The following is an 11764-nucleotide window of genomic DNA, read 5'->3' on the forward strand; positions in this document are numbered from 1 at the left end:
GGACGGAAAAGGCGAATAAGAAGGGTCATTTGATGTTTGCAACACCGACGGAAGATCGGCTTGCGCGACGTTTTGCGGATTTCGGCACTTTGGGAGAGGCGATGGATTATGCCGCCCAGGGTGTGCGCGGCCTCAATTTCCACGATGCGCGCGGCAATCTCGCGCGGCCTTATCCCTTCAGCGAGATGCGCGACGACGCGATCGCCTGCGCGCACCGGCTGATCGCGCGCGGCATCAAGCCGCTGGACCGGATCGCCCTGGTGGCCGAAACCGGCGCCGAATTCGCGCAGCTCTTCTTCGGCATCGTCTATGCCGGCGCCTGGCCGGTGCCGCTGCCGCTGCCGACCAGCTTCGGCGGCAAGGAAAGCTATATCGACCAGCTGGTCGTCCAGCTGTCGAGCTGCGACCCGCTGCTGTTCCTCTATCCCGCCGAGCTGGAAGAAATGGCGAGCGAAGCTGCGCGCCGCCGCGATGTCGAGCCGATGAGCTTCGAGGATTTCCTCGGCGTCGAGGCCGCGCCTTGCGCGCTGCCGCAGGCCTCGAGCGACGACATCTGCTATCTGCAATATTCGAGCGGATCGACCCGCTTCCCGCATGGCGTCGCCGTCACGCACGCTGCGCTGCTCAGCAATCTCGCCGCGCACAGCAATGCGATGCAGCTCGTCATGTCGGATCGCTGCATCAGCTGGCTGCCTTGGTATCACGACATGGGCCTGGTCGGCTGCTTCCTCTCGCCAGTCGCTAATCAGGTCTCGACCGATTATCTCAAGACCGAGGATTTCGCTCGCCGCCCGCTGGCCTGGCTGGACATGATCTCGCGTCATGACGGCACCACGCTCAGCTATTCGCCGACCTTCGGTTACGACATCTGCGCCCGCCGCATGTCCAGCCAGACGCGCGCGTCCGATCGTTTCGATCTGTCACGCTGGCGTGTTGCCGGCAATGGCGCGGACATGATCCGCCCCGACGTGATGCAGAGCTTCGTCGATGCCTTTGCCGAAGCGGGCTTCTCGCCCAAGGCGTTCCTGCCGAGCTACGGCCTTGCCGAGACGACCCTGGCGGTCACGATCATGCCGCCGGGCGAGGGGATCATCGTCGAGCTGGTCGAGGAAACCGAGCTTAGCGGCGGCAACGCGCCGCAGGACCGTCCGCAGCGCTACCGCGCCATCGTCAATTGCGGCAAGCCGGTCATGGGGATGACTGTCGAGATCCGCGACGATTTCGGCGCGATCCTGCAGGAAAAGACCATCGGCAAGGTCTGGACGACCGGCCCAAGCCTCATGGTCGGCTATTTCCGCGATCAGGAAGCGACCGATGCCTGTATGGTCGACGGTTGGCTCGACACCGGCGACATGGGCTATCTGTCCGACGGCTATCTCTACATTGTCGGCCGCGCCAAGGACATGATCATCATCAACGGCAAGAATCACTGGCCGCAGGATATCGAGTGGGCCGTGGAGCAGCTGCCCGGCTTCAAGCAGGGCGACATCGCCGCCTTCTCGATCACGACGCCAGGCGGCGAGGAAGCCCCCGCAGTGCTCGTTCACTGCCGCGTGTCGGACAATGAGGAGCGCGCCAGGCTTCGCGACGACATTCGCGAGCGCGTCCGCTCGATTACCGGCATGAACTGCGTCGTCGAGCTGGTCCCGCCGCGCTCGCTGCCGCGCACCAGCTCGGGCAAGCTCAGCCGCTCCAAGGCGCGCAAGCTGTATCTCGAAGGGGAAATTATTCCTTACGATATCGCGGCTTGAGGGAAAACGGCCAAGAAGTTCGTCCGTTGCTTACGGGTTGATAACCTCAACCATCTTATGTGCGATGAGTGATAAATCGCCCCACGCCTCAGACTCATCGGGCAACGCCCCTTCCTGAGACGCTGCCGCTTACCGTGATGACCGGTTTGCAGCGGCTGCCGGGCGAGCATGTCGAGTTCGTTCACGGCAGCCAGCTGCGCGCGTCGGACCGCATGCTGAACCTGTGCGTGACACTGGCGGCGATTTCCGTTTTCCTGGTCGATTTCCGCTTCGCCGGCCATCTCCCCGCGTGGATGCTGGTTCTCTGGACGACGCTCATGGCGCTTGCCCATGCGCCGTCCATGCGCATGCGCTGGGCCAATATCGCGTCCGACTATGCGACGGTGACCCGTGGCGTCCTGCTCAGGCATGGCGCCTGGTCGTTTCTGCAGGGCGCGGTCTGGCTCATGGCAATGGTGATGTTCTCGCGAGAGGCGCATGCTTCCGAAATCGTGACGCTCTGGACCATTGCCTGCTGCCTGATGGCGGCCGTGGCCATTGCGTATCAGTCCACTCCGCTTTCGGCGGTCGGCTTCATCGTGACCATTGGCGGTGGCGCGATCTGGATGATGCTCAAACATGCCGATCCATTGCTGGCCGCGGTCGTGACGACCTATGCCATGCTGCTGCTCGGCGCGAGCCTGCGTCAGGCGCATCTCTTCGGCATCCAGCTGACGACCAACAAGCTTCTGGCGGAAAAGCGCGAAGTCGTCAGCCTACTTCTGCGGGAGCATGATGTGGATGCGTCGGACTCCCTTTGGCAGACTGACATTGCGCGGCGCCTGACCGGCGTCTCCCCCTCCTTCGCGCGCATGCTCGGCACGAACGCGGAGGATCTGGAAGGGCGCTCCATTCTTCAGGTGCTGGCCGGCCCGAGCTGGGAAGGCGGCAAGTTCGATCCCGCGCTCCATGTGCTGGCCGAAAAGCTCAAGGATCGCGTTCCCTTTTCCGACCTCGTCCTGCCGGTCTTCGTCAGCGGCCAGCAGCGCTGGTGGGAGATTTCGGCGTCGCCGCGTATCGACGAGAAGGGCGCGTTCCTCGGCTTTCGGGGCGTCGGTTCGGACATCACCGTCCAGAAGGAATCGTCGGAGCGGATTTCGCAGATGGCCCGCTACGACATGCTGACCAATTTGCCGAACCGCCTGCATCTGACCGGCGAGCTGTCGAGCGTGATCGAGCAGGTGGCGCAGTGGAACCGTCGCTGCGCTTTCCTCATGATCGATCTCGATCGCTTCAAGTCGGTCAACGACACGCTTGGCCATCTGGTGGGCGACCAGCTGCTCGCGCAAGTGGCCGAGCGCTTGCGGAAAGTCTGCTCGGCCAACGAAATTTGCGGGCGCCTGGGCGGCGACGAATTTGCCGTGGTCATTCGCGATGTGCCCGAGCCGCTGTACATCGATCAGCTGGCAACTGCGATCATAGAGGCTGTCTCGCAGCCTTATCTGGTCGATAATCACACCCTGTTCATCGGCGCCAGCGTCGGGTCCTCGTCGGCGCCGCAGGACGGCAGCGATGCCGAGACGCTGATCCGCAGCGCCGATCTCGCCATGTATCGCGCCAAAGAAGCCGGGCGCGGCAAGCATTTGCGCTATGCGCCCTCCATGCATGCCGATGCCGAGGAACGGCGCCTGCTCGAAGTCGCGCTGCGCGACGCGCTGGCGCGTGATGAGCTTCATCTGTTGTTTCAGCCGATCGTTGCGGCGCACACTACGGAGGTCTCGGGCTTCGAGGCGCTGGTGCGCTGGACGCATCCCGCGCTCGGGCCGATCTCGCCCGCCAAGTTCATTCCCGTCGCCGAGGATGCGCGCCTGATCGCACCGATCGGAAACTGGGTGCTGCGCACGGCCTGCCGGGAGGCGTCGCAATGGCCCGAGGATGTCAGCATCTCGGTCAACGTCTCGGTCGAGCAGCTCTACGATCCGGAATTCCTCGACACGGTGGTGTCGGCACTCGCACATGGCGGGCTGGCGGCCAACCGGCTGGAGCTGGAAGTCACGGAGAGCATTTTCCTGCGGGAAGGCACCGGCGTTGCCCAGTTGCTGGAAAAATTGATCAAGCTCGGCGTCCGCCTCTCGCTTGACGATTTCGGCACCGGATATTCCTCGCTCGGCTATCTTTCGCGCACGCGCTTCAACACGATCAAGATCGACCGCAGTTTCGTCACCGGGGCGGCGCGCAACCAGCGCGAGAGCATCGCTATCATCAATGCGGTCGTCGCCATGGCGCAGAGCCTGGACATGGAGACCACGGCGGAGGGCGTCGAGACCGAGGCGGAATATGACCTCATCCGCGCGCTCGGCTGCAGCAAGATCCAGGGCTACTATTTCGGCCGCCCAATGCCGGCGGCGGATGCCCACGCGCTGTTCGGGGATAACAGCAGCCAGGTCGCCTGACCGGGTTCAGTCCTTGCTGAGGCGGCGCTCGATCGCCGACCAGATCGCTGCGAACTGGGACGCCGGCGCGCTCTGCGGGGCGAAGGCGCCGAGCGGCAAGCGGCGGACGCCCATCTGCTCGACGATGCTGGCATAGCCCACATACGGCCAGTCGCTGTGCGTCTCCAGCGCGGCGGCATGCAGCTTGCGGCGACGATCGACCATCGAGAAGATCGGCAGGATCGGCGGATGCTTGCCGCCGCGCCGCACCAGCGTCGCGACCAGATCGTCGAGCGACTTGCGCGCGAGCGGCGAGGGGACGACGGGCACGACGAGGATGTCGGCGGCATGCAGCACCTGTTCGGCCGTCTCGGTGAGGCCGGGCGGGCAATCGAGCACGATGCGGTCATAGACCTTGTCGAGACCCTCGAGCAGCTTGGAGAGGCGCTTCTTCTTGCCGAGTTCGAACAACAGCCGCTCGAGGCCGTGCAGCGAGGTGTCCGCGGCCAGCAGATCGAGATTGGCGATGGCGGTCGGTCGGCAAAGATCGGTCGGCTCGACATTGCGCGAGAAGACGGCGCGCGCCGCGTCACGTGCTTCGGCCTCGGGTGCGAGCATGAAGGTCGCAGCGGCCTGCGGGTCGAGATCCCACAGCAAGGTGCGGCGCGCAGACAGCGTCGCCGACGCCCACGCCAGGTTGACGGCGAAGGTCGATTTTCCGACGCCCCCCTTGAGGCTGTAGACCGCGATCGTTTTCATGTCTGGTTTGCTGGTCTTCGCCATGGGGCGAGTTTGCGTCACTTTGGTGACAGGCGCGAGCAAATTGCGCATCTCGGTCGGGATCGCTCGGGCGATGCCGGTGACGATCCCGCTTGCAAGGCGGGGCCATGCCGCGCAACAAGGTGTGCATCGCTCAGGGAGGACGGGTTTTGGAAGGCTGGCAGATGACCGCGCTGGTGGCGTTGGTCGGCTATCTTCTGGGGTCGATCCCCTTCGGCATCATCCTGACCCGGCTTGCCGGCGCGGGCGACCTCCGCGCGATCGGCTCGGGCAATATCGGCGCCACCAACGTTCTTCGCACCGGTCGCAAGGGACTGGCAGCGGCGACCTTGCTGCTGGACGCCGCCAAGGGTGCGCTGGCGGTCTGGGTCGGCGCGCAGATCCTGCCGGGCGAAGGCGCGGCGATCGCCGGTCTGTTCGCCTTCATCGGCCATTGCTTCCCGGTCTGGCTGCGCTTCAAGGGTGGCAAGGGCGTCGCGACGATGCTCGGCGTCGCGCTGGCGCTGAGCTGGATTGTCGGCTTGATCTTCGCAGCCGTCTGGCTGGGCGGGCTCGCGCTGTTCCGGATCAGCTCGGTCAGCGGCATGAGCGCCGCGACCAGCGCGCCTCTCGCAGCACTGGCGACCGGCCGGCCCGATCTGGCCGCCGCGCTCGGCATCATGGCGCTCATCGTGCTGTGGCGCCATCGCCCGAACATCGCGCGCCTGCTGAAGGGCGAGGAGCCCCGCGTCGGATCGTCCCGCCACGCATGAGTAACCTGTCAGGCGAGCGCTTCGACAAGCTCCGGCTGATCCGGACGGCGCATGTTGGCCCCGTCGCGTTTCGTCAGATTCTCCTGCGCTTCGGCAGTGCCGGACAGGCGCTGGAAGCCCTGCCGGAACTCGCCTCAAAGGGCGGCGGCCGAACCTTCCGCCCGGCGGACCCGCGCACCGTCGAGACCGAAGCGAAGCGCGTGGAGCAACTCGGCGCGCGCTACTGCTTCCTCGGCGATCCCGATTACCCGCCGGTCCTCGCACAGGCCGAAGCCGCGCCGCCGGCCTTGATCCTGCGTGGCGACACGGCTCTCGCTGCCCGCCGCTGCGTCGCGATGGTCGGCGCGCGCAATGCCTCCGCCGCAGCGATCCGCTTCGCCCGTGGCCTCGCGCATGAACTGGCCGAGGCGGACATCGTCGTCGTCTCGGGGCTGGCGCGGGGCATCGACACCGCCGCGCATATGGGCGCGGGCACCGGCTCCACGATCGCCGTCATCGGCTCGGGCATCGACGTCCATTTCCCGCCCGAAAATGCCGAGCTTCAGGGCCGCATCTGCGACGAGGGCCTGCTCATCACCGAATTGCCGCCCGGCGCCGAACCGCTGGCCCGCCATTTCCCGGCGCGCAACCGCATCATCGCCTGGATGAGCCTCGGCACCGTCGTGATCGAGGCGGCGCCCCGCTCGGGATCGCTGCTGACCGCGCGCCTGGCGGGCGAGGAAGGGCGGGAAGTCATGGCCATCCCGGGTTTCCCGGCGGATCCCCGCGCGCAGGGCTGCAACAGCCTCATCCGCGACGGCGCGACTTTGGTGCAGAGCGCGGCCGATATCGTCGAGGCGATCGGCGCGCTCGATCCCCGCGCCGTGCGCTCGCCGCGTGCGCCTTATGCGGGCGAGCCGCCGGCCGATCTCGGCGAAACCGAGCGGGAGCGCGTGGTCGGCCTGTTGAGCCTCAGCCCGGTCGCGGTGGATGAGCTGGTGCGCCTCTCCGGCGTCCCGCCCGCGCTCGTGCAGACTGCCTTGCTAGAGCTGGAGATCGCCGGCCGTCTGCAGCGCCATGCCGGCGGCCGCGTCAGCCTCGCCTGATCATTTCGCCTTGCAGATCGGCTGCGCATCGCTTGGCGCATTGCCGCATAGGACGACGCTCGCGAGATAGTCGCGCGCCTTCTTCTCCGCCGCAGCATCGGGCACGCTGCGGAACGCCACTTGCGCGACATGGACGTCGCTTGACGCCGTGATCGCGCGGTAGAAAGTCGTCTCCGGCTTGCCCGTCGCCGGATTGCGCGGGCAGCGCGTGGTCAATGTCGCCGTTTCGCGGCCAAGCACGATGCTGCGGGCAATTGCCGTCGTCTTCGCGCCCGGACAGACCGAGGCGATCCGCCCTGCAATGAAGTCCAGCAACTCCGGCCCGGTCCGCCCGCGCTGGACCAGACCGGGGAAGCGCTGGAACGTCAGCATCCGCGTCCAGTTCTGCACGGTCTCGCCCTTGGGCACCCATTCCTCGATCGCCTCATTGGCATTGGCCGCCCGAAAGCCGACCACGAAGCCCGGTTCTGCCGTGTAGAGCAGGCGCTCCGCCGCCTCTGCCGGCGCGCAGGCCATGATTGCCAGAACCATCGCTGCTTGGATGCTTCGCATATATCCCCCCGGCCGATGTGATGCTTCTGACTACCCCAAGCCAGGGACGTCGCAAAGAAGATGTCGGCGCCCCCGCCAATTCACGCAGCGTTCAGTCTCGCTTTATGATATGTTGTCACATGGAAGTAGGGAGAGTGGGATGTCTCTGAAATCGTCGATCAGCTCGTTTGCCGTCATGTCCGTTCTGTTGACCGCGCCGCCGAGCGCGATCGCGCAGCCCGAGACATGGTCACAGGCACGCCCACCGCGCGCCGATGGTTTCTGCGTCAATGCGCCGCCGCTGCCGCAACTCGCGAACGAAACCCACTGGGTGCAGCAGCAACAGTCCGAGCGCACGCGCCGTGTGATGGCGGCGCGCGACGGCGAAAGGGCAATGCCTTCGCTCGCCATGGAGCCGCCGCCTGCACCACCACCGCCGCCGTCTCCATCCGCCTTATCTTCTGCCTCCGCGGGAGAGACCGACGGCGTCGTCGTCACGGCTTCGCGCGCCCCGGGCGGCGCCAGTAAGACCGCCCGCGAGGACTCGCGGGTCGCCACCACCTCCATATATCCGCCCCGCCGCCCGCAGCCTTATCCGCAGGCCGGCCTGCTCACCGCCGGCGAGCATGACGACCTGCTCAATCCCGAGCTTTATGCCCGCTATGTGAAGGCGTCCGATCTGGGTCAGGCGATCCGCGATCTGCCGGTGGTCGATACGCGCTCGGTGCTGACGGTCGAGGTAAAGGACGGCAGCGGCCGCCCCGTGCCCTTTGCCGAAGTGCGCCTCACCTGCAGCGACGGCAACAGCCTCAAGGTCGCGACGCTCGCCGATGGTCGCGCCGTCTTCTTCCCGGGCGTCGATCGCCTCAGCCCCAATGTCAGCATTTCGGCCAGCAAGGCCGGCTCGTCGCTCGGCGGCACGCGCACCGTCCAGATCGATCCCCGCTCCGGCGGCCAGCAGGTCACGCTCCTGGCTGACCGCGGCGGCATTGGCGTGCGCAAGCTCGATCTCATGCTGGTCGTCGATACGACCGGGAGCATGCAGGACGAACTGCGCTTCCTCCAGACCGAGCTTCGCGCCGTCGTCGACTCGCTTGTGCGCCGCCACCAGCAGCTCGATATCCGCGTCGGCTTCGTCTTCTACCGGGACGAGGGCGACGATTATGTGACCCACAGCGTGCCCTTCGATGCCCGCATGGCGCGCATTCAGAGCGCGCTCGGCCAGCAATATGCGACCGGCGGCGGCGATTATCCCGAGGCGATGGACCAGGCCCTGATCCGCGCCGTCGGAGCGGACTGGCGGCCGGACGCCGCCAAGTCGCTGCTGCTCGTCGCCGATGCCCCGCCGCATGACAATCGCGTCGGCCGCACCTGGCTCGCCGCCCGCGTAGCGCGCGAGAAGCGCATCCAGATCACGCCGGTGGCAGCGTCCGGCGTGGCCGACACCGCCGAATATGCGATGCGCGCCATGGCCGCGCTCACCCAGTCGAGATACCTGTTCCTGACGGACGACAGCGGCGTCGGCAACCCGCACGCCCCGCCGGCCGTCGATTGCTACCTCGTGACGCGCCTCGACGCGCTGCTGCGCCGCGTGATCGACAGCCAGATCAGCGGCCGCCGCATCGAGCCGGACAAGGCCGAGATCATCCGCACCGTGGGCGAGTATGATGCCGGCCGCTGCGTGCTGCCGAGGGATTTTGCGGCGAACGAGTAGCGTCGCCCCCCTTGACCAACCGATCCGAAGCTTTCCACACTCGCGCGTACACGTGAGGAAAGTTACGGAGCCCCATGCAGCTCGTCATTGTCGAATCGCCGGCCAAGGCCAAGACCATCGAAAAATATCTCGGCGGGGACTATCGCGTCCTCGCTTCCTACGGCCATGTGCGCGATCTGCCGGCCAAGGACGGCTCGGTCGATCCCGACGAGGGCTTCGCCATGGCCTGGGAGAATTATGGCGACAAGGCGCGCCAGCTCAAGGCGATCACGGACGAAGCGAAGAAGGCCGATCGCCTGATCCTCGCAACCGACCCTGATCGCGAGGGCGAGGCAATCAGCTGGCATGTGCAGGAAGTGCTGCGCGCCAAGAAGGCGCTGCCCAGGGATGTCGAGCGCGTCACCTTCAACGCGATCACCAAGGCGACGATCACCGAGGCGATGAAGCATCCGCGCGAGCTGGATACCGATCTGATCGACGCCTATCGCGCCCGCCGCGCGCTGGATTATCTCGTCGGTTTCACCCTCTCGCCGGTCCTGTGGCGCAAGCTGCCTGGCGCCAAGTCGGCTGGCCGCGTCCAGTCGGTGGCGCTGCGCATCATCGTCGAGCGCGAGCGCGAGATCGAGGCATTCGTGCCGCAGGAATATTGGTCGGTCGCGGCCGATCTGGAGCAAGGCGGGCAGGGCTTCGAGGCGCGGCTGGTGCGCTGGCGCGGCGAGAAGATCGACCGGCTGACGATCGGCAAGGAAGGCGACGCGCTTGCCGCAAAAGCTGATGTCGAGAATGGCCGCTTCACCGTCACATCGGTCGAGACCAAACCTGCCACGCGCAATCCGCCGCCGCCGTTCACGACCTCGACGCTCCAGCAGGAGGCGGCGCGCAAGCTCGGCCTCTCGGCTGCCGATGCGATGCGCGTGGCGCAGCAGCTCTACGAGGATGGCGCGATCACCTATATGCGCACCGACGGGGTGCAGATGGATGGCAGCGCCATCTCCGCCGCGCGCAAGGCCATCGCGGACCGCTATGACGCCGGCTATGTGCCGGACAAGCCGCGCATCTACCAGACCAAGGCGAAGAATGCGCAGGAAGCGCACGAAGCGATCCGGCCGACCGATTTTTCCCGCGATCATGTCGGCTCGGGCGTGCATGCCCGGCTCTACGATCTCATCTTCAAGCGCGCGCTGGCCAGCCAGATGGCCTCGGCGCGCATGGAACGCACAACCGTCGAGTTGACCGACGGGACGGGGCAGCATGCGCTGCGCGCGACCGGTCAGGTCGTGATCTTCCCCGGCTTCCTGGCGCTTTACGAGGAAGGCCGCGACGATTCGGAAGATGAGGACGGCAAGCTGCTGCCCGCGCTCAAGGCCGGCGACAGTCCGGCCAAGAAGGCCGTGCGCGCCGATCAGCATTTCACGCAGCCGCCGCCGCGCTACAGCGAGGCCTCGCTGGTCAAGCGTCTGGAAGAACTCGGCATCGGCCGCCCGTCGACCTATGCCTCGACCATCCAGACGCTCAAGGACCGTGACTATGTGCGGATCGAGAAGAACCGCTTCTTCGCCGAGGAGAGCGGACGTCTGGTGACGGCGTTCCTGGAGCGCTTCTTCGAGCGCTATGTCGCTTATGACTTCACCGCCGGGCTCGAGGACGAGCTGGACGAGATTTCCGGCGGCCGCGCGCAGTGGCAGGCCGTGCTGGAAGCTTTCTGGCGCGACTTCAAGCCGAAGACCGCCGAGATCATGGACAAGAAGCCGTCGGAAGTGACGGCCGAGCTGGATGCCTTTCTCGAGCCGATGCTGTTCCCTGACAAGGGCGACGGCAGCGACCCGCGCCTGTGTCCGCTGTGCAAGGAAGGGCGGCTCTCGCTGCGTGGAGGGCGCTACGGCGCGTTTATCGCCTGCTCCAACTATCCCGAGTGCAAGTTCACCCGCAAATTCGGTCAGCCCGGCGGATCGGACGGCGACGCGGCCTCGTCGGGACCGGAGGAGCTCGGCCAGCATCCCGAGACCGGCACGCCGATCTACCGCAAGGCCGGCCGCTTCGGCCCCTATATCGAGACGGTCGTCGGCGATGAGACCAGGCGCGCCTCGATCCCCAAGGATCTGCCGGACGGCGAGCTGACCCTCGACTGGGCGGCAAAGCTGCTCTCGCTGCCCCGCGCGGTCGGCGATCATCCGGAGAGCGGCAAGCCGATCACGGCCAGCATCGGGCGCTATGGCCCCTATCTCGCGCATGACGGCAAATATGCGCGCCTCGCCTCGACCGCCGAAGTGTTCGAGACCGGCATGAACGCTGCTGTCGCCAAGCTTGCCGATGCCGCCCATCGCGGCGGCGCGCGCAAGGGGACCGAGCCGCTCAAGGTCCTCGGCGCCCATCCGCGCACGGAGGCCGAGATCAAGCTGATGGCGGGCCGCTTCGGCGCCTATGTGACCGATGGCGAGACCAACGCGACCCTCCCGAAGACGATCGCGCCCGAGGACCTCACGCTGGAAGAAGCAGCCCAGCTGATCGACGCGCGCGCGGCAGCGGGTCCGTCAAAGAAGAAGGGCAAGGCGAAGAAGGCCGCGCCGAAGAAAGCGGCGGCGAAGAAGCCTGCTGCGAAAAAGGCGCCCGCGAAGAAGAAGGCGGACTGATCCCCTCAAACCCTCTCCCGCCTGCGGGAGGGGGAGGGGCCCGGCGCGTAGCGGCGGGAGGGTGAGGGTCTTCTTCTTCGCTCAGCGGAGCGACCGCTGTCCTACATCTC

Annotated in this window: 8 protein-coding genes; 6 read left to right on the forward strand and 2 right to left on the reverse strand. The window is 66.4% G+C overall.

Annotation, left to right across the window (positions count from 1 at the left end; all coding sequences use genetic code 11):
• The first annotated feature begins 32 nt into the window (after positions 1–32).
• A complete protein-coding gene (locus KM135_RS09055; RefSeq protein ID WP_221713681.1) occupies positions 33–1751 on the forward strand; it encodes a fatty acyl-AMP ligase in 1719 nt (572 codons plus the stop codon).
• A gap of 137 nt (positions 1752–1888) precedes the next feature.
• Positions 1889–4183 carry a putative bifunctional diguanylate cyclase/phosphodiesterase gene (locus KM135_RS09060; protein ID WP_221713682.1) on the forward strand — a complete coding sequence of 765 codons (2295 nt, stop codon included), beginning with the start codon at positions 1889–1891 and terminating at the stop codon, positions 4181–4183.
• A gap of 6 nt (positions 4184–4189) precedes the next feature.
• Here the strand turns inward: KM135_RS09060 and KM135_RS09065 are convergent, their stop codons facing one another.
• Positions 4190–4945, reverse strand: a complete 756-nt coding sequence (locus KM135_RS09065; RefSeq protein WP_221713683.1) for a ParA family protein — start codon at positions 4943–4945, stop codon at positions 4190–4192.
• A 104-nt stretch (positions 4946–5049) separates the two neighbouring features.
• Here KM135_RS09065 and plsY point away from each other — a divergent pair, with 104 nt between their 5' ends.
• Together plsY and dprA are read left to right on the forward strand one after the other, a co-directional pair.
• Complete coding sequence (gene plsY / locus KM135_RS09070) at positions 5050–5694, forward strand: glycerol-3-phosphate 1-O-acyltransferase PlsY (RefSeq protein ID WP_425517021.1); 645 nt, start codon at positions 5050–5052, stop codon at positions 5692–5694.
• A complete protein-coding gene (gene dprA / locus KM135_RS09075; RefSeq protein WP_221713684.1) occupies positions 5691–6779 on the forward strand; it encodes a DNA-processing protein DprA in 1089 nt (362 codons plus the stop codon). Before plsY ends, dprA begins: the two co-directional genes overlap by 4 nt.
• Here dprA and KM135_RS09080 read toward each other — a convergent pair whose 3' ends face one another.
• On the reverse strand, positions 6780–7310 hold the full coding sequence (locus KM135_RS09080; protein WP_221713685.1) for a hypothetical protein: 531 nt from the start codon (positions 7308–7310) through the stop codon (positions 6780–6782). It lies immediately after the preceding gene.
• 160 nt (positions 7311–7470) lie between these two features.
• Here KM135_RS09080 and KM135_RS09085 point away from each other — a divergent pair, with 160 nt between their 5' ends.
• Together KM135_RS09085 and topA are read left to right on the forward strand one after the other, a co-directional pair.
• A complete protein-coding gene (locus KM135_RS09085) occupies positions 7471–9024 on the forward strand; it encodes a vWA domain-containing protein (protein WP_246605866.1) in 1554 nt (517 codons plus the stop codon).
• Positions 9025–9098: 74 nt separating this feature from the next.
• Complete coding sequence (topA, locus tag KM135_RS09090) at positions 9099–11654, forward strand: type I DNA topoisomerase (protein ID WP_221713686.1); 2556 nt, start codon at positions 9099–9101, stop codon at positions 11652–11654.
• Positions 11655–11764: the final 110 nt, after the last annotated feature.

It is taken from the genome of Sphingobium xanthum, assembly GCF_019737615.1.
Lineage (GTDB): Bacteria > Pseudomonadota > Alphaproteobacteria > Sphingomonadales > Sphingomonadaceae > Sphingobium > Sphingobium xanthum.

Bases quoted from the DNA above. Each gene is read 5' to 3' on its own strand.
- topA (WP_221713686.1), top strand. From the start codon at position 9,099: ATGCAGCTCGTCATTGTCGAATCGCCGGCCAAGGCCAAGACCATCGAA.
- KM135_RS09065 (WP_221713683.1), bottom strand. From the start codon at position 4,945: ATGGCGAAGACCAGCAAACCAGACATGAAAACGATCGCGGTCTACAGC.
- KM135_RS09055 (WP_221713681.1), top strand. From the start codon at position 33: ATGTTTGCAACACCGACGGAAGATCGGCTTGCGCGACGTTTTGCGGAT.
- KM135_RS09060 (WP_221713682.1), top strand. From the start codon at position 1,889: ATGACCGGTTTGCAGCGGCTGCCGGGCGAGCATGTCGAGTTCGTTCAC.
- KM135_RS09080 (WP_221713685.1), bottom strand. From the start codon at position 7,310: ATGGTTCTGGCAATCATGGCCTGCGCGCCGGCAGAGGCGGCGGAGCGC.
- KM135_RS09085 (WP_246605866.1), top strand. From the start codon at position 7,471: ATGTCTCTGAAATCGTCGATCAGCTCGTTTGCCGTCATGTCCGTTCTG.
- plsY (WP_425517021.1), top strand. From the start codon at position 5,050: ATGCCGCGCAACAAGGTGTGCATCGCTCAGGGAGGACGGGTTTTGGAA.
- dprA (WP_221713684.1), top strand. From the start codon at position 5,691: ATGAGTAACCTGTCAGGCGAGCGCTTCGACAAGCTCCGGCTGATCCGG.